This is a genomic window from Nostoc sp. ATCC 53789 (genome assembly GCF_009873495.1).
Classification (GTDB): Bacteria; Cyanobacteriota; Cyanobacteriia; order Cyanobacteriales; family Nostocaceae; genus Nostoc; species Nostoc muscorum_A.
Window position 1 is genome coordinate 2,898,331 of record NZ_CP046703.1, and the last position, 15,654, is coordinate 2,913,984.

Consider the following 15,654-nt stretch of genomic DNA (forward strand, 5'->3'; position numbering starts at 1 on the left):
ACAATGCTCCGAAGCTAAAAAATGAATAATTCTGTAATTTCACTTAAATAAACTTTCAACCTATGTATATAGGTTAAGAAATAATAAACAAAAGATGATCGTGGTTAAATCTTCAAGTTTGTCAGCTATATATAAAAGTTGTGTAAACTTATTCCATATTTACAGCAAGCTATGTTTATATTTGAAGCTGATTATCAACATTTCTTGAAAACAAAAAATATTTTCGACTAATCTCATTAAGAATATTCAGACGTTCAAAACTGGCTTAAAAATATTTATATACAAGCGATCGCTTTATAAGTAAACTTCCACGAGAGTGAACCGTAATTCTGACTCCAAACTTCTAAATCCTTCTATAGGTTGTTGCATGAATAAAATATACCTGGGTTAGTTCAGATATAATAATGACTCATTCTTTGTTGTCCTAAGTGGAGAAATTAATGGGTCGCGCCAAAAAGGTTGTCCTGGCATATTCTGGTGGAGTGGATACTTCCGTTTGCATCCCTTACCTCAAACAGGAGTGGGGTGTGGAAGAGGTGATTACCCTAGCAGCAGATTTAGGTCAGGGAGATGAATTAGAGCCAATTCGAGAAAAAGCCCTGAAATCGGGTGCAAGTGAATCACTCGTGGCGGATGTCAAAGACAGCTTCGTTAAAGATTACGCTTTTGGAGCGATTCAAGCCAACGCACTTTATGAAAATCGTTATCCTCTAGGAACTGCTCTTGCCCGCCCACTGATCGCTAAAATATTAGTAGAAACGGCTGAAAAATATGGTGCTGATGCGATCGCTCACGGTTGCACCGGCAAAGGTAACGATCAGGTTCGTTTTGATGTCTCTGTAACCGCGCTGAACCCCAACCTAAAAATCCTCGCACCAGCCAGAGAATGGGGTATGAGCCGTGAGGAAACCATCGCTTATGGTGAGAAGTTTGGTATCCCCTCACCGGTCAAAAAATCTTCTCCCTACAGCATTGACAAAAATTTGCTCGGTCGTAGCATTGAAGCTGGTTTACTCGAAGATCCGTCATTTGAGCCACCAGAAGAAATTTATGAGATGACCAAAGCGATCGCTGACACTCCCAACGAGCCAGAGTACATCGAAATTGGTTTCCACGGTGGTATTCCCACAACCATCAACGGCATAGCCAAACAGCCAGTTGAACTAATTGAAGAACTCAATCAGCTTGTAGGAAATCACGCCGTTGGACGGATAGATATGATTGAAAACCGTCTGGTTGGGATCAAATCGCGGGAAATCTACGAATCACCCGCGATGTTAGTGCTAATCCAGGCACATAGAGACTTAGAAAGCTTGACTTTAACGGCAGATGTCACCCATTACAAGCGTGGCATTGAAGAAACTTATAGCCAAATCGTTTACAACGGTTTGTGGTATAGTCCACTCAAAGTTGCACTAGATGCCTTTATTCAAAAGACACAAGAGCGAGTCTCTGGAACTGTGCGAGTGAAGTTATTCAAGGGTAACTCCACGATAGTTGGGCGTTCGAGCGATAATTCCCTCTATACTCCTGATTTGGCAACCTACGGAGCCGATGACCAATTTGACCATAAAGCTGCTGAAGGTTTTATCTATGTTTGGGGACTACCAACTCGCATTTGGTCGCGGCAAATAAAAAGTTAGGAGTCAATTCAATTTTAGATTTTGGATTGAAGGAGAAATCTAAAATCGGCAGAGTTAGGAGTTAAAATGCAAAATACAAAAGTAAAAATTCAAAAAATAACTTTTTACTTTACTCCTAACTCCCCAGTTTTACTCTTCACTACTCGCTTCTTTAACTTGGCGAGACTCTAGCCACAGGGGTACAACAATTAAGGCAGTGATGATTAATAAAGCTGCGATCGCAAATTGACCTACCCAAGCAACCAATTGTTCTAAAGAGACAATTTTGCCAGCAAAAAAAGCTAATGTCACCATCAAACTAGCCCAAGCAACTGCTCCTAAAAAATTGTATAAAAAGAATTTTCCAAAAGGCATTTCGGCTATACCAGCTAGTGGTGCCGCAAAAACTCGCAATAATGCTAAAAAACGTCCGAAAAATACAGCTTTAGCAGAATTTTGACTAAATTGATCTTTAATAGTCAGCAACCGCACTTCAGAAATCCGAAATATGCTACCAACTTTTACCAGAAAAGGCCAACCGCTAACTCTACCAATCCAATAGCCACAAGTGCCGCCAATTACCGCACCCATAATTGCGTCACCGAGAACCAGCCAGTAATTTAGTTCATCGCTGCCAGCTAAAAACCCGCCCACAAGGGTCACGGTTTCACCAGGAAGGGGAATGCCTAAATTTTCTAGCAAAATTCCCAAAAAAATTGCCCAATACCCGTAATTATGGGCCAATTCCTGGATATTTTCTAGTGAAATCAGCTCTAAAGACATTCCGCACCGCCGTCTTTACAAATTTTTACTTTTACTATATCTTTGCTTGTTTTTGGGCGGGGTGTCAATCAAACCGCTACATTGACTTATTTGGTCATTAGTTTAATTCTGAGTAATCCATAGTTCATAGTTCTATGGAAACTATTAATTTTTGAGTATTAGCTGTATAAATCTTAGCATTTCCTACCACAAGTTAATTTTATTTAAAAATAAATAAAAAGAAATTACAAAAACTTTATATATCTCTAGTTAAATTATAAAAATTTCGTAAAAGATACGGTTGATACCGAAATTATAAAGTCATTATGCCTATATTTATGAAAGTTATCACAAATTATACGACATGAATACTGAAATAATTACTTTCAATTGCAAGGCTGCAATCCCCTAAATATCTAGGGAAAACAGTCATTTTGCCGTTGAAAGAGAAGAGGTATTTATGTCATTTTTCGATTTTTAGTCAAGTGTTCAATTACCCTGTTGAATTTATGATTCTCACACAAGAACTTCAAGTTATTTTGTTTAAGCCCCAAGGAAGCATAGATTTAGAAGGCGGAAAGGCTTTGAGTGAACAGATGGCTGGAGTAGTGCCTCAAGCTCATCAACTCTGGGTTATTGACTTAGCAAAGGTTAATTTCATGGACAGTTCTGGGTTAGTCCCTTTAGTCAAAGGGTTGAAAGCTGCACGTCAGAGCGGTTGCCGTTTAGTTCTATGCAACGTGCAAACTCCTGTACGGCTAATTTTGGAACTTACCCAGCTAGATACAGTATTTGAAATTTTTCCCACTTACGAAGACATTTTCACTGGCGAAGATATTTAGTCTGGTGCTAGCAGGCTTAGATAATAAATCTACCTATAGATGGATGGTAGAGTCAATCAATATTTGCATTTTTTCACATTTCCCCAAATATTCTCACATCGTCAAAGATAACAGTCTGGTGCTAGCAGGCTGATTTTTTATATTATCTAGATAATGAAATGTTAAGGAAAACTCATGGCTTTAATCTAGGTGGTCTTAACGACATCTAAAAGCAGAAAATTACCAAAATCAGTCAAAGAAAATGCAATTCTTTGCATTCTTCCCTAGCACTATTAAATTACTCGAAGCTAATTGCTCTAAATCCGACGCAACTAACGCAAGGAAGCAAGAGGTAAGAAAGGTTAGAATATTAGCCTTTGCGTTATTTCTAACTCTATAGTGATTTTTACCTTAATGTATTACCTGGATGTCTCCAAGATGCTTTGCTATGACAATTTCTTACCTCTTCGATTCCACCATAATGGTAACTTTAGGCATTCTGGGGAGTTGAAAGATTAGTTTGTTCCGACGCTGGGCGGGGAAAATTTGGCAAATCAATTCCACTGTGACTAGCATTGCGAGTTTTGAGTGCTAAACGGTAACTCACACTTTGCAGTTCTGCTTGCAGTTTGCGATTTTCCCGTTGTAGCATTGCTACCTTTTCTCTCACTGGTGTCATCCGCTCCTCAAACTTTCGACGGTAAATTTGAGGCAACTCTTGTACTACTTGCTCTAACATCCGAGTGCGATCTGTAAGTTCTTGGACTGACTGTCGCAATTGATAAATTTCGGAGTCACGAGTTGTAATTTGCTCTTGGTAGAACGCCACCTGCTGCTCAACAGCTTGGAGTTGTTCTTGCAATGCCTGTAACTGGCTCAGATCGCGCTCAAGATCCGGCTGCTGGGGCATAAAACTAGTATTACCCTTTACTAGCCGGAAGAGTTCTTGAGATAGTTGTTGCACTAATTGATCGCGGAGTTGCAACTCTTGGCGTAGCTGCGAAACTTCCGTAGAGAGAACTTGAATATTTGGTGTATCAGATTGGCTCACAGTAGCTTACAGCTCCCATTCAGAATCTTGTCCACTCTTAGGTATAACTGCGGGAGTACTACCTTTGGCAAGTATTTGTTAATTTAGCATTCCCAATTAAGTTACGAAAAAAGAAGAAGACAAAATTTTACTGAATGGAAATTGGGAATTGGGAATTGAGAAAAGGACAAGGAGAATTGGGAACAAAGGGAAAGACTTGTTTCAAGTTCTCACTTCTTGTCCCCTGCTCCCTGCTACCTGCTCCCTAATCTTTAGACAGGTGCAGCTACTTTAGTGGGCTTTTCCTTTTCCTCTTTAGGGGGTTTTTCCTCGGCGATATCCTGCTTAATTGTCAAATAGCGAATCACTTCTTCACTCAAGCGCATAGCGCGTTCAAAAGGAGCGATCGCAGTTGCAGGCGCACTGTAGTTTAACTGGATATAGATCCCATCGCGGTGTTTTTTGATTTCATAAGCTAGACGACGCTTACCACGATTTTGAATTTGGATATCCTCAGCGCCTTGATCGCGAAGCAAATTCTGATATTTAGTAATTGCTTGCTCTGCCTGTTCGTCTCCTAGGTCGGGACGGAGGATGTACATTGTTTCGTAATTTGTAGTCATATTTTCCAGTTTCCTTATGGACAAAAAGGTTGCTGACATTAATTTATACTTGATTTAAATTTAAAATACTAGTATTAATCAACATCGGAAGCAACAAGGAACTATAATCTTACCAGTTTTCAATTTGAATCATTAGCCAAATCGCCGAAGTTTGTATATTTTGGATGTCCCTAATGAAAACTAGGTCGTAAGGCTACCTACAGAGCCTCTTACTGACCCGCAAGGGGAGTGAGGAGACGACAATATCTTTCTGTAAGGACATCTTCTATAGCAGCTTTCAGGCTCAACGCTAAATCGGTTTGCTAAAAAGCTAACTCAGAATTGCTACCCGCTCGAAGTTTCTAATCGCAGAAAAAAGGATATTCATCAAGGTTATGGCACAGCGCTACGTGCGGATTCAAAATCAAGAAGGACAGATTTACTATGGGATACTACAACTATCCCTCAATGTACAGGTGCTAGATGCTCCGCCCTGGTTACAAGGACAACCAACTGATTTAATTTTGACACCAGAAAATTATCAAATTCTGGCTCCTTGCGCTCCCTCAAAAATTGTGGCGGTGGGTAAGAATTATGCAGAACATGCTGCCGAAATGGGAACTCCAGTACCTTCTGAACCACTAATTTTTCTCAAGCCACCCACGACTATCATTCCATCTGAGAGGGAAATTAAGTATCCTCCCCAGTCACAAAGAGTTGACTACGAAGGAGAGTTAGCATTAGTGATTGGCGATTACGCTTTTGAATGTACACCAGAGGTAGCCCAAACAAAAATTTGGGGCTACACCATTGCCAATGACGTAACAGCGCGGGATTTACAAAAACTGGATGCTCAATGGACGCGAGCCAAAGGTTTTGATACTTTCTGTCCTTTGGGCCCTTGGATTGTACGAGAGTTAAATCCAGGAGCGAGATTGCAGACTTTTGTGAATGACGATATTAACCCAGTTCAATCTGCCTGTATCGATCAGATGGTATTTTCCCCTGATGTTTTAGTTTCTTACATTAGCCAGGTGATGACGCTACTACCCGGTGATTTGATACTTACAGGTACACCAGAGGGTGTAAGTCAATTACATCCAGGCGATCGCGTCCGCGTCGAAATTGAAGGTATTGGTCGCCTGGAAAACACCGTAGTGGCTCGTTAACGATTAGCGTACTTGCATGTACACTGCATCCGAAATCGCTGGGATTTCTGCATAACGCCCGCTTACAGACTGGATTACTGAATATGCAACTGCTCCCACTATGCCAATAAAAATGGTTGTGGATAGAGTTTGGATTGCAAAACCACCAACGGGAACTAGTCCCACAACATCAGTGAGGATGTTAAACAAAAAGATAATGATATCCAAAAGGATTGCTTGCATGGTGTTGAAACGAATAAAGTGACTAATTTTTTCGTTTCTGACTACTAGCAAAAATAAAGCAAAGAAAATAATCATTCCTGCATAACGCACGCCGTAGTATATTCTCAACAATGGCAGAAGCGGCAGAAACAGTAGTTGTAGCGGTGGAAAATCTGATAGTAAATATCTACCAAATACAAAAACCTCAATTAGAGGAAGCAAATAAGGCAAACAAGCAAAAATTCTATCTGAAACCGTTGTAGACCCGCGCCAAGACATTATGCGTTCTCCTGTGGTTAAATTTATATAGTTACTTGAGCTTAGGATAACGCAGTTACTTGGTCTTGCTGGTAAATTAAACTATTCTATATGGGCAACGCGAAAGCCCATCATGCACTCATACTGGTCTGGCTGCTGTTGAGTAAGTTTGCGAATGGCTTGACCACAGCGTAGTTCACCTCCACGCCAACGGGGTTGACCGCTCCTGTCAGCGAGTAAACAAGACTGGCAAACTTGCTCAGGGGCAAGGATTTGCTCGTCCATTAAAATGACTAGCATCGAATCCCTCCTGTAAATCCTTATTGTCACCTACATTTCACTCAGGTGAGGATACTTCTTTGAACCGCTTCAGCCTGGATTTCTCACTTGTGAGAAATCCAAGGGGTGTGGGAGGTGTGGGAGGTGTGGGAGGTGTGGGAGGATTGGGAAGAAGTCTTACCCCCCACACTCCCCACACTCCCCACACTCCTCTTCTCCCTCTGCCTACACTATGCGTGAGAAATCCGGGTTCAGGTAAGTTAGGTGCGTGCTACGCGATTAACTGTGGATTTGCGATGACGCTTTGCATCTGCCGGAGGCGATCGCAAATCACACTTAAGAGCCACATCCTACTTTCCTTTTTGTAGCAAAAAAGTGGATAACCACAATTCAAGAACAATTGTCAAGTGAATCTTAATTTTTATTGTATGTTGTGTTTATTGCAAATTTGACATTTCTAGTAAAAAATGATACAAAAATATTCCTATTAATTTTGATCGTAGACAGCCAACGGTGTTCATTGTATTCCTGTTAATTTAGCCGTGAAGAGTGCCAAAGTTAATATTCAGGAAACAACAAAAGCTTTACACACAAGCAACACGGCGATCCATTGAATTTTCCGGTAAAACGGAGTTAACTTGATAGCTATTTAAGGGGTACATTTACAAAATACTGGGGTAAACTTGCAAGCAAGTTAATACACAATATTACTCAGAGGCTCGTCGGTCTGGGCATCACTCACAATGGAACACTGGCAATTTCTGATACAGAAACAAGGCGCTCGCTCGTGGCATATCCTAGAATCGCCAAATTTGGAAATTTTGGAAGGGCAGTATAGAGTTTTGGCTCGTTCTAGCTTTTCGAATACAGACGTGGAAGTGCGGGTAACTCACTCTTCAACTCAGGAAATTCAACCAACGCGGCGAATTTTCAAGCGATCGCGTCGCACTAATTCAGAAGGCTTAATGGCGGTAATTCCCTTTACTTACTTTGATGCGGGAGTTTGGGAGTTGCGCTGTAACGGCGATTTGATGTCGGATTTACTCGGTAAATCTTGGCAATACAGTGTCCAAATTAAAGTATTGTCCGAGGAAGAAGAGGCAGAGCAAAGGAAAAATCTAGAGTCAAATTTACTTAATCAGGCTGATACTGTTTCTGAAAACTTGGATACTGCCCCGGAAGAACGTGCAATTACTCTAGATGAAGCGATCGCAGTTTCGGCAGAATTGCCTACCACAGTTGTTCCAGATGAAGAGAACTTGGATACTGCCCCAGAAGAACCTGCAATTACTTTAGATGAAGCGATCGCAGTTTCAGCAGAATTGGCTACCACAGTTGTTCCAGATGAAGAGAATTTGGATACTGCTCCAGAAGAAACTGTAATTACTTTAGATGAAGCGATCGCGGTTTCGGCAGAATTGGCTACCACAGTTGTTTCCGATGAAGGGAACTTGGATACTGCCCCAGAAGAACCTGCAATTACTTTAGATGAAGCAATCGCAGTTTCGGCAGAATTGGAAATTGCTACAGACAGCAACCCTGTTACCACAGTTGTTCCAGATGAAGAGAATTTGGATGCTGACCCAGAAGAACCTACAATTACTTTAGATGAAGCGATCGCAGTTTCGGCAGAACTGGCTACCACAGTTGTTCCAGATGAAACAGGAAAAGATATAGTTATCGATGATCCTGTGAGTCCTGTATGGCTCAAAGGTGAGACGGCAGAGCAAATTTTACAAAATTTAATAGATTTAGCTTTACCCGATTCTGAACTGCTTCTGAATGATGAAGAGGTTACAGATTCGCCAGCAGCAGAACCACCATTATTGTTAACTTTAGATCGAGATAGTTATATTGCTCGTTGGGGACAGGCTTTAACAATCAATGGGCACATAGAACTTAAAGACAAGACAAATTTAGAGCAGGGTGAAACATTATCTCCAAAAGGCTTGCAGGCGCTTGAACTAGGAATTGAACTGCGATCGCCCCTAGAGTCGGAAATCTTGACTCAGATACGGCACTTACCAGACCAGGAGTTGCCCTTCACCATCAATACCTCAATTGATATTCCTGCTGACTTTGAATCGAAGTTAATTTTGGCAGATATCAGTTTGTATGGTCGATTCACCGATGTTGATGAAATCATCAGGTTAGCCAGCCAGTCCTTCACCATTACAGCAGATGTAACAGAATTACTGGCAATAACAGCCGCAGCAAAACCTAGTACATCCTTAAATGACCCTATAGCCCCATCGGACTCGCCTGATGCTTCCACAGAGCCAGAGACCGCCGTGAGGATCGATTTAAAACTATTCAATCTGGTCAAGATTTCAAAAACAGATCAGTCCCAAATACTCAATCCATCTCCAAATACAGCCCTACCGCCGCAAATTAACCTGCAAGTTCTGCGAGAAACCACTCTGCGGAAATCTAAAAATTCAGGCAATTCGCCTCAATTGCCGAAATTGCCACCTCTTCAAATCGATGCCAATCCTCAAACAGATGTTATTGCAGAATCCCCTACACAAGAGGAAGTTCTAGAAAAGGATACTACTATAGCTGCTATCAACTTGGAGCAGTTAGTTATCAAGCAACGTCGAATGTCAATACTCGATACGACTTTTCCATACTTGAGACGGGTACAAGCTTTGCCAGGTGATGCAGAAGAAGAAGTAAATAATGTCTCTCCAGATACATTGGAAGTTGAAGCGGCTGAAGACTTCTCACAATTAAACGCAATTGTAGCTGAGGATGAAAATATACCGGAATTAGTGTTAGATGATGCACATTTTCAGGAAGAATCTGTTGCTGAGGCAGAAACCCAGCCAAATGAACAACTTCAGGAAGAATCTGTTGCTGAGGTAGAAACCCAGCAAAATGAACAATTTCAGGAAGAATCCGTTGCTGAGGTAAAAACCCAGCCAAATGCACAATTCATTACAACAGGCAATCTCTACTCATCTCCCTTACTGAGGAAGTGGATGCAGAGCCAAGGATACTCTTTGCCTGAATCCATCAATGAACTGGAATCTCAAAACTACGATCGCAATCTTCCAGCCCAGCAGACCCAGCTTTTTCTGAGTGCTGGAACTCCCGATGTTGATGTCGACTTGCCATTAAGTCTGGATGATGCAACAGAGACGTGGGAAGAAAGCCAAGAGTCGGTTTTTGATCTTGAGAACTTAGGGGAAGATGCAGACACAGCTAATGAAGCTGATCTAGAGACAGTGGAAGATCCAGTGGTAGAAAAAGTATCTGAACCAACGCTTTCAATGGCTTTGGTAAGACAACTACCGCCTCCCCCTCCTCCGATAAAAGTAAATATAGCGTCAGCTTGGTTGGCGCAAGAAATCGTTGTAGATGATACAGATAGTGAACTAGAAGCCGATGCAACGAATAATTACTTGTTAGAAGAAGATAAGCAACCATTGTTAGCTTTATCCCCTTCTCTATCCATAAGTGCGGGAGCCATTGAGCCGTTGCCAATTCCGCAACTGTATGTACCAGAAGGCGAACTAATCGCCGACAAGTTGATCATAGTGCGCGTAGTACTGCCTGAAGTACCTCCCCAAGTGGTTGTAAAGTTATGGGTTGAAGATTATCAAACTCGCTGGTTACTAGATGGGCCCCATTTATTGACAAATTTACTACCTAGTGCGTTGGGAGGCTTGGAAGTAATGACACAATTAAAGATTCCCTTTGGCTGTATAGAAATTCGCATAGAAGCGATCGCACTTGATTTGACAACCCAACAAGAGAGCCATAAAGTCACAACAGTACGGACTGTAATTCCTCCAGACTTGCCAAACTTGCAGCTAGATGAACTACTGGGTATGTAACTCAGGGATGAAGGGGAATTGGGGATTGGGCATGGGCAAGAGGACTTGGGGACAAGGAGAATTGGGGACAAGAGGTGAGAAGTTGAAACAAGTCTTTCCCCTTGTCCCCAATTCTCCCCTGCCTCCCCTGCCCCTTGTCCTCTGCTCCCCTTCTCTCCCAAGATGGGCTGTGTTAAAAATCTTTAGAATTTCAAAAATCTGGCAGAATTTGCAGTAAGCTCATTTTGAATTGTAGTGTTATTTAGCAGGAACTTTTACTATGGCAGCTTCCTTTTTGCCTTCTATCTTCGTTCCCATCATTGGTTGGGTTTTGCCAGCTATAACCTTCGCATTTCTGTTTTTATACATTGAAAGCGACGATATCAGCTGATTTAGTCATGAGTCATTAGTCATTAGTCATTAGTCATTTGCGAAAAACAAATGACAAAGGATAAAGGACAAATGACTATTGACCAAAATTAATACCGCCTATCTCATAGAGACAGGCGGTTTTTTAAGGTTGATTTCTCAACAAATGCTAGAAAATCCTAACTTATAATGTTCGGTTCAAACTAACTAATGTTAAATCGAAGAACCGAGTCCGGCGTAGGCACCATAAAAGAAAATGCCCAAGACTGTAATTATACCTAAACCTGCGATCGTAGCGACGACCCACAGGGGAATTCTCCCACTTCCAGACACAGCTTCTCTCCTCCCTTAACAACAAATCAACACACGCTCAACAAACAAAAATTAAAAAGAGTAGTTCCAGTTAGTTAAAGAAGTAACTAGAAAACAGAATCCCCAGAACGAAAACTAGTAGTAGTCCCAGGTATAGCGAAGTCCGGTTTAGTTCAACCGGCTGATTATTGGGATTGGGCGATCTTTCTACCATAATTGCTCCTAACGGTGAATAAATTGCATTGCGGCGATCGCGCCTAAAAAGAATACAGTTGGTACACCTAAAGTGTGTACTGCCAGCCATCTAACGGTAAAAATTGGATAGGTAACTGGTTGATTGATGTTATTGCCGCTAGTCATGATCTCAAACTACTTTCCAATAAATTGTTCAACTTGTTTTTTAGCTTCAAAACGGTTCTTCACAATAGGCACTTCTTGCCGTGCTGGTGTGAAATACTCATTGGGACGTGGTGTACCAAAAGCATCATAAGCCAGTCCGGTGCTGACAAATAGCCAACCAGCAATAAACAATGCTGGGATGGTGATGCTGTGAATTACCCAGTAACGAACGCTAGTAATGATGTCCGAAAACGGACGTTCTCCAGTGGTACCTGACATTTAGATCCCTACCTTATACATAGAGTGTTATTGAGTTTATTATCCTACAAAGTTAAGAAAGAGTTACAAGTTGCAAAGTTCTTCTCAGAAATTAGATATTGGGATTAGGGGAGAGGTTATGGGTGACAGGGGAGAGGGAATAATCTGTAACCTGTAACCTGTACCCTATTCCCTTCTTCACTCCCCACTCACTAAGCCGCCTCTGGGGAAGTGGTTTCAGGGTTTGGTAAATATTTGAGCAAAACGCCGCGATCGCCAATTATAAATCCCCGTTCTGGCTCTAAGAACACAATCTTATACAAATTAGCCGCAACTTCTTCTATGTCACGGTCTTTTTCCCAGGTTTTGCCACCGTCGCCACTGCGTAGCAAATTACCGCTACCGCCACCTACCCAAATTTCATCGGGTGTACGATATGCCAAATCCAGTAAACCCCAACTGGTGGATAACTCTGGATATTTTGCCTCTTGCCATTCTTCAGGTTTAGTTGGGTCACTAAACTGAACTTGACCTCCTCTAGCTAGCAACCACAATTGCCCATTTTCAGTAAAACCCATGTTTTCTAACCGCCGAGAATTATTGCGGTTATGAGGTACCCAAGCATCTTGCCCTGGTTCCCAAGTCGAGTAGAAACTACCCTTAGCGGAAACCGCAATATATTTACCATCAGCAGAACGTTCCAAGTTACGCACTACACCGACTGCTGATTCCACCTGGGCTTTCCAGTTTTTGCCGCCGTCTGTGGTCTTATATATGGCTCCAACATCAGTAGCCATTTCAGCTGTATTGTCTGATAGTGCCTTAACTGCGATCGGGCTACCTGGTAGCTTTTCGCTCAGGGGAATACGCGACCAAGAAGCACCTTCATCCGTGGTATGCAGCAACAGTCCAGGCTCTCCGGCAATCCAGCCTTCTTTACCTGCAAAACTTACTGAGTCAAAACGATACTTTTGCTCATCCAGTTGCAGTGTTATTGGTTTCCAGGTATTACCACCGTCATTGGTTTCCAATAGGGTGGCATTGCTACCTACTAAGTAGCCATGCTCAGGGTTATTAGTAAAAGCAATATCCAGTAGATTCGATTCTGTTGGTACAGAAATGACTTTCCAGGGGTTGTAGCTAACAGAAGGAACTTTGCTACAACCGATGCACATGATGACTACTATTAACAAGGCAGCTATTCGTTGCCAACCTTTCACAATTGAATGCATTAGTATTTCTTAAGTTGTTTCTAAATTTCTGTAGGTGTTCTGTAAAAGGTTTACCTTATACCAGTTTCGGATTTTGGATTGTAGATTTGGAATTAAAAAGCTTTCCAAAAATCCCAAAAAATCTTAGCCCAATATGGTATTGAGGGTCATTGCCGCTCTACGGAACTGGTAAAACGACACAATTATGTGATTTTAATTACACAATAACTCCCTATTTCCCAAATAACGGCCGTCATTGTAAGCCGTAGAGACTGATAAAAAACAAGAAGCCAAGGGCCAAAGCGCCAAAAATTAAGATATTCTTTTGGGTTGGCGTTAGGTTATTGACACCCAAACCGTAACCGAGATTTTCTTTGAAACCGGATGCAGTACCCGCAGGGCCGATGTTGGCAAAAGCGGTTTTCTTGGCACTACAAACTGGACAGCGCCAATTTATAGGCAGTTCTGCAAAGAGTATCCCTGAAGGAATATCATGCTTGTCGTCTCCCTTTTCAGGTTCGTAAACATAACCGCAGGCGCGACACTCGTAGCGGTCTAACACCGGAGTCTCAACAGCTGGTTCGCTCATGGCTAGGGCCTCGCAGAGGAGAATTCTTAAATATACGTTAAAAATTATGACATAATTGTCAGGCTTTTCTATCACTATCAAAAGCTAATTAAATACTTGAAGTGTATCTATTTCCCAGATTTCAGAAAAACCAAACATATATAATGTAAAAGAAAGTTACGCAGTTAAGGGATTGGGCATTGGGGAGGCAGTGCGGTCTTGGGGTCTCCCCAAGTGGAGCAACTGCCGTCATTGGGCATTGGGCATGGGGTATTAGTTATTAATTCTTCTCTCCTCTGCTCCCCCTGCTCCCTCATCTTCCCACTCCCCACTCCTCACTTAAAATACTCCATAAGCGGTAGATACTCATTGTGTTTGTCCTCAGCGGTTACGAGTACCTTCTAGGCTTCTTCATAATCTGTAGCCTAGTACCTGCCTTAGCGCTCTCAGCTTCCAAGCTCCTACGACCCAGTAGTTACAGCCCAGAACGTCGCACTACTTATGAATCTGGTATGGAACCCATCGGGGGAGCCTGGATTCAGTTCAACATCCGCTACTACATGTTTGCTCTAGTCTTCGTCGTCTTTGATGTGGAGACTGTTTTCTTGTATCCTTGGGCGGTAGCTTTCCACCGTTTGGGGCTATTGGCTTTTATTGAAGCGCTAGTCTTTATTGCAATTCTTGTAGTCGCTTTAGTTTACGCATGGCGTAAAGGAGCTTTGGAATGGTCTTGAATTCTAATTTAACAACTCAGGACAAACAGCGAATCATCAACCCCATTGAGCGGACTACAATCACTCAAGACCTTTCAGAAAACGTCATTTTGACGACGGTTGATGACCTCTACGACTGGGCGCGGCTTTCTAGTCTGTGGCCCTTGCTGTTTGGTACTGCTTGCTGCTTTATTGAGTTTGCAGCTTTAATTGGCTCCCGATTTGACTTTGACCGTTTTGGACTAATTCCCCGTTCTAGCCCCCGCCAAGCCGATTTAATTATTACGGCAGGGACTATCACGATGAAGATGGCTCCCCAACTGGTGCGTCTTTATGAACAAATGCCAGAACCGAAGTATGTAATTGCGATGGGAGCTTGCACAATTACTGGCGGGATGTTCAGCGTTGATTCCCCCACAGCAGTGCGCGGAGTCGATAAACTGATTCCTGTAGATGTTTACTTGCCTGGTTGTCCTCCCCGTCCAGAAGCAATTATCGACGCAATCATTAAGCTGCGGAAGAAAATCTCCAATGAATCGATGCAAGAGCGGGATAAAATTAAGCAAACTCACCGCTACTACAGCACGACTCATAACCTGAAGCCAGTAGAGGAAATCTTAACTGGTAAGTATTTGCAGTCAGATACTCGCTCTGCACCACCGAAGGAATTAGCAGAAGCGATTGGTATGCCAATACCACCTGCACTACTGACAGCAAAGGCACAAAAGGAGGAACAAACCCGTGGCTGAAGAAGAATCTAAACCAGTACCAGCAGAAAAAGAAGAGTCATTGGTACAAGCGGGTAAAGTTTCCCAGTGGTTGACGGAAAATGGTTTTGACCATGAGTTTTTAGCACCGGATAAGAATGGTGTAGAGATAATTAAAGTGGCGGCAGATTTCTTGCTTCCCACCGCTACAGCCCTTTATGCTTATGGGTTTAATTATCTCCAGTGTCAAGGTGGTATAGACCTTGGCCCAGGACAAGAATTGGTGAGTATGTATCACTTGATTAAAGTCGGTGATAATAGCGATCGCCCCGAAGAAGTTCGAGTTAAGGTGTTCTTACCACGGGAAAATCCTGTAGTGCCTTCTGTGTACTGGATTTGGAAGACCGCAGATTGGCAAGAACGCGAGTCTTACGATATGTACGGCATTATCTACGAAGGACACCCAAATCTCAAGCGGATTTTGATGCCAGAAGATTGGGTAGGTTGGCCTTTGCGGAAAGATTACATCTCGCCTGATTTCTACGAGTTGCAAGACGCTTATTAGAGATTGCTGAATGAGACGCGATTCATCGCGTCTGTACAATATAGTTTCGG

At 42.3% G+C, this 15,654-nt stretch carries 20 protein-coding genes; 9 read left to right on the forward strand and 11 right to left on the reverse strand.

Features of this window, described 5'->3' with window-relative positions; translation table 11 throughout:
- Nucleotides 1-440 precede the first annotated feature (440 nt).
- Entirely contained in the window at nucleotides 441-1,643 is a 1,203-nt protein-coding gene (locus GJB62_RS11860) for an argininosuccinate synthase (protein WP_114080385.1), read from the forward strand.
- A 129-nt stretch (nucleotides 1,644-1,772) separates the two neighbouring features.
- Here GJB62_RS11860 and GJB62_RS11865 read toward each other — a convergent pair whose 3' ends face one another.
- Nucleotides 1,773-2,405 (reverse strand): DedA family protein, encoded by a 633-nt coding sequence (locus GJB62_RS11865; RefSeq protein ID WP_114080386.1) that lies wholly within the window; start codon nucleotides 2,403-2,405, stop codon nucleotides 1,773-1,775.
- A 488-nt stretch (nucleotides 2,406-2,893) separates the two neighbouring features.
- Between GJB62_RS11865 and GJB62_RS11870 the strand changes: the two genes are divergently transcribed.
- On the forward strand, nucleotides 2,894-3,226 hold the full coding sequence (locus tag GJB62_RS11870) for an STAS domain-containing protein (RefSeq protein ID WP_114080387.1): 333 nt from the start codon (nucleotides 2,894-2,896) through the stop codon (nucleotides 3,224-3,226).
- A 469-nt stretch (nucleotides 3,227-3,695) separates the two neighbouring features.
- Here the strand turns inward: GJB62_RS11870 and GJB62_RS11875 are convergent, their stop codons facing one another.
- Nucleotides 3,696-4,256, reverse strand: a complete 561-nt coding sequence (locus GJB62_RS11875; RefSeq protein ID WP_114080388.1) for an Npun_F5560 family protein — start codon at nucleotides 4,254-4,256, stop codon at nucleotides 3,696-3,698.
- A gap of 251 nt (nucleotides 4,257-4,507) precedes the next feature.
- The gene (gene rpsF, locus GJB62_RS11880; RefSeq protein WP_114080389.1) at nucleotides 4,508-4,858 is read right to left on the reverse strand and encodes a 30S ribosomal protein S6; all 351 of its coding nucleotides are present in this window, start codon (nucleotides 4,856-4,858) and stop codon (nucleotides 4,508-4,510) included.
- 374 nt (nucleotides 4,859-5,232) lie between these two features.
- Here rpsF and GJB62_RS11885 point away from each other — a divergent pair, with 374 nt between their 5' ends.
- The gene (locus tag GJB62_RS11885; protein WP_114080390.1) at nucleotides 5,233-6,006 is read left to right on the forward strand and encodes a fumarylacetoacetate hydrolase family protein; all 774 of its coding nucleotides are present in this window, start codon (nucleotides 5,233-5,235) and stop codon (nucleotides 6,004-6,006) included.
- A gap of 3 nt (nucleotides 6,007-6,009) precedes the next feature.
- On the opposite strand, the gene GJB62_RS11890 is transcribed toward GJB62_RS11885, so the two are convergent.
- Together GJB62_RS11890 and GJB62_RS11895 are read right to left on the reverse strand one after the other, a co-directional pair.
- Nucleotides 6,010-6,486, reverse strand: a complete 477-nt coding sequence (locus GJB62_RS11890) for a Tic20 family protein (protein ID WP_012411806.1) — start codon at nucleotides 6,484-6,486, stop codon at nucleotides 6,010-6,012.
- Between the two features lie 81 nt (nucleotides 6,487-6,567).
- Nucleotides 6,568-6,765 (reverse strand): hypothetical protein, encoded by a 198-nt coding sequence (locus tag GJB62_RS11895; RefSeq protein ID WP_114080391.1) that lies wholly within the window; start codon nucleotides 6,763-6,765, stop codon nucleotides 6,568-6,570.
- A gap of 89 nt (nucleotides 6,766-6,854) precedes the next feature.
- Between GJB62_RS11895 and GJB62_RS37000 the strand changes: the two genes are divergently transcribed.
- The 3 genes from GJB62_RS37000 (at nucleotide 6,855) to GJB62_RS11910 (ending at nucleotide 10,953) form a co-directional block, all read left to right on the forward strand.
- Nucleotides 6,855-7,112 carry a hypothetical protein gene (locus GJB62_RS37000; protein WP_179073228.1) on the forward strand — a complete coding sequence of 86 codons (258 nt, stop codon included), beginning with the start codon at nucleotides 6,855-6,857 and terminating at the stop codon, nucleotides 7,110-7,112.
- Nucleotides 7,113-7,487: 375 nt separating this feature from the next.
- Nucleotides 7,488-10,583 carry a hypothetical protein gene (locus GJB62_RS37450; RefSeq protein ID WP_245246145.1) on the forward strand — a complete coding sequence of 1,032 codons (3,096 nt, stop codon included), beginning with the start codon at nucleotides 7,488-7,490 and terminating at the stop codon, nucleotides 10,581-10,583.
- Nucleotides 10,584-10,842: 259 nt separating this feature from the next.
- A complete protein-coding gene (locus tag GJB62_RS11910; protein ID WP_084227157.1) occupies nucleotides 10,843-10,953 on the forward strand; it encodes a photosystem I reaction center subunit VIII in 111 nt (36 codons plus the stop codon).
- A 191-nt stretch (nucleotides 10,954-11,144) separates the two neighbouring features.
- Here the strand turns inward: GJB62_RS11910 and GJB62_RS11915 are convergent, their stop codons facing one another.
- The 6 genes from GJB62_RS11915 to GJB62_RS11940 all read right to left on the reverse strand — a co-directional run bounded on the left by GJB62_RS11915 (nucleotide 11,145) and on the right by GJB62_RS11940 (nucleotide 13,640).
- The gene (locus GJB62_RS11915) at nucleotides 11,145-11,264 is read right to left on the reverse strand and encodes a photosystem II reaction center protein J (RefSeq protein WP_012411803.1); all 120 of its coding nucleotides are present in this window, start codon (nucleotides 11,262-11,264) and stop codon (nucleotides 11,145-11,147) included.
- Nucleotides 11,265-11,334: 70 nt separating this feature from the next.
- The gene (locus GJB62_RS11920; protein WP_012411802.1) at nucleotides 11,335-11,457 is read right to left on the reverse strand and encodes a photosystem II reaction center protein L; all 123 of its coding nucleotides are present in this window, start codon (nucleotides 11,455-11,457) and stop codon (nucleotides 11,335-11,337) included.
- Nucleotides 11,458-11,465: 8 nt separating this feature from the next.
- Nucleotides 11,466-11,603 carry a cytochrome b559 subunit beta gene (gene psbF / locus GJB62_RS11925; protein WP_012411801.1) on the reverse strand — a complete coding sequence of 46 codons (138 nt, stop codon included), beginning with the start codon at nucleotides 11,601-11,603 and terminating at the stop codon, nucleotides 11,466-11,468.
- Nucleotides 11,604-11,612: 9 nt separating this feature from the next.
- Nucleotides 11,613-11,861 (reverse strand): cytochrome b559 subunit alpha, encoded by a 249-nt coding sequence (psbE, locus tag GJB62_RS11930; protein ID WP_012411800.1) that lies wholly within the window; start codon nucleotides 11,859-11,861, stop codon nucleotides 11,613-11,615.
- 191 nt (nucleotides 11,862-12,052) lie between these two features.
- Nucleotides 12,053-13,072 carry a photosynthesis system II assembly factor Ycf48 gene (locus GJB62_RS11935; protein WP_114080393.1) on the reverse strand — a complete coding sequence of 340 codons (1,020 nt, stop codon included), beginning with the start codon at nucleotides 13,070-13,072 and terminating at the stop codon, nucleotides 12,053-12,055.
- A gap of 232 nt (nucleotides 13,073-13,304) precedes the next feature.
- Nucleotides 13,305-13,640 carry a rubredoxin gene (locus tag GJB62_RS11940; RefSeq protein ID WP_114080394.1) on the reverse strand — a complete coding sequence of 112 codons (336 nt, stop codon included), beginning with the start codon at nucleotides 13,638-13,640 and terminating at the stop codon, nucleotides 13,305-13,307.
- Between the two features lie 350 nt (nucleotides 13,641-13,990).
- Between GJB62_RS11940 and ndhC the strand changes: the two genes are divergently transcribed.
- The 3 genes from ndhC to GJB62_RS11955 are packed head-to-tail and all read left to right on the forward strand — an operon-like array spanning nucleotide 13,991 to nucleotide 15,604.
- Entirely contained in the window at nucleotides 13,991-14,353 is a 363-nt protein-coding gene (gene ndhC / locus GJB62_RS11945; RefSeq protein ID WP_104908259.1) for a photosynthetic/respiratory NAD(P)H-quinone oxidoreductase subunit C, read from the forward strand.
- A complete protein-coding gene (gene ndhK / locus GJB62_RS11950) occupies nucleotides 14,344-15,081 on the forward strand; it encodes a photosynthetic/respiratory NAD(P)H-quinone oxidoreductase subunit K (RefSeq protein ID WP_114080395.1) in 738 nt (245 codons plus the stop codon). Before ndhC ends, ndhK begins: the two co-directional genes overlap by 10 nt.
- Nucleotides 15,074-15,604 carry an NAD(P)H-quinone oxidoreductase subunit J gene (locus tag GJB62_RS11955; protein ID WP_114080396.1) on the forward strand — a complete coding sequence of 177 codons (531 nt, stop codon included), beginning with the start codon at nucleotides 15,074-15,076 and terminating at the stop codon, nucleotides 15,602-15,604. Before ndhK ends, GJB62_RS11955 begins: the two co-directional genes overlap by 8 nt.
- Nucleotides 15,605-15,654 lie beyond the last annotated feature (50 nt).

Bases quoted from the DNA above. Each gene is read 5' to 3' on its own strand.
- GJB62_RS11910 (WP_084227157.1), top strand. From the start codon at position 10,843: ATGGCAGCTTCCTTTTTGCCTTCTATCTTCGTTCCCATCATTGGTTGG.
- psbF (WP_012411801.1), bottom strand. From the start codon at position 11,603: ATGACTAGCGGCAATAACATCAATCAACCAGTTACCTATCCAATTTTT.
- GJB62_RS11860 (WP_114080385.1), top strand. From the start codon at position 441: ATGGGTCGCGCCAAAAAGGTTGTCCTGGCATATTCTGGTGGAGTGGAT.
- GJB62_RS37450 (WP_245246145.1), top strand. From the start codon at position 7,488: ATGGAACACTGGCAATTTCTGATACAGAAACAAGGCGCTCGCTCGTGG.
- GJB62_RS11890 (WP_012411806.1), bottom strand. From the start codon at position 6,486: ATGTCTTGGCGCGGGTCTACAACGGTTTCAGATAGAATTTTTGCTTGT.
- GJB62_RS11895 (WP_114080391.1), bottom strand. From the start codon at position 6,765: ATGCTAGTCATTTTAATGGACGAGCAAATCCTTGCCCCTGAGCAAGTT.
- ndhK (WP_114080395.1), top strand. From the start codon at position 14,344: ATGGTCTTGAATTCTAATTTAACAACTCAGGACAAACAGCGAATCATC.
- GJB62_RS11920 (WP_012411802.1), bottom strand. From the start codon at position 11,457: ATGGTAGAAAGATCGCCCAATCCCAATAATCAGCCGGTTGAACTAAAC.
- GJB62_RS11870 (WP_114080387.1), top strand. From the start codon at position 2,894: ATGATTCTCACACAAGAACTTCAAGTTATTTTGTTTAAGCCCCAAGGA.
- psbE (WP_012411800.1), bottom strand. From the start codon at position 11,861: ATGTCAGGTACCACTGGAGAACGTCCGTTTTCGGACATCATTACTAGC.
- GJB62_RS11865 (WP_114080386.1), bottom strand. From the start codon at position 2,405: ATGTCTTTAGAGCTGATTTCACTAGAAAATATCCAGGAATTGGCCCAT.
- GJB62_RS11885 (WP_114080390.1), top strand. From the start codon at position 5,233: ATGGCACAGCGCTACGTGCGGATTCAAAATCAAGAAGGACAGATTTAC.
- GJB62_RS11935 (WP_114080393.1), bottom strand. From the start codon at position 13,072: ATGCATTCAATTGTGAAAGGTTGGCAACGAATAGCTGCCTTGTTAATA.
- GJB62_RS11940 (WP_114080394.1), bottom strand. From the start codon at position 13,640: ATGAGCGAACCAGCTGTTGAGACTCCGGTGTTAGACCGCTACGAGTGT.
- rpsF (WP_114080389.1), bottom strand. From the start codon at position 4,858: ATGACTACAAATTACGAAACAATGTACATCCTCCGTCCCGACCTAGGA.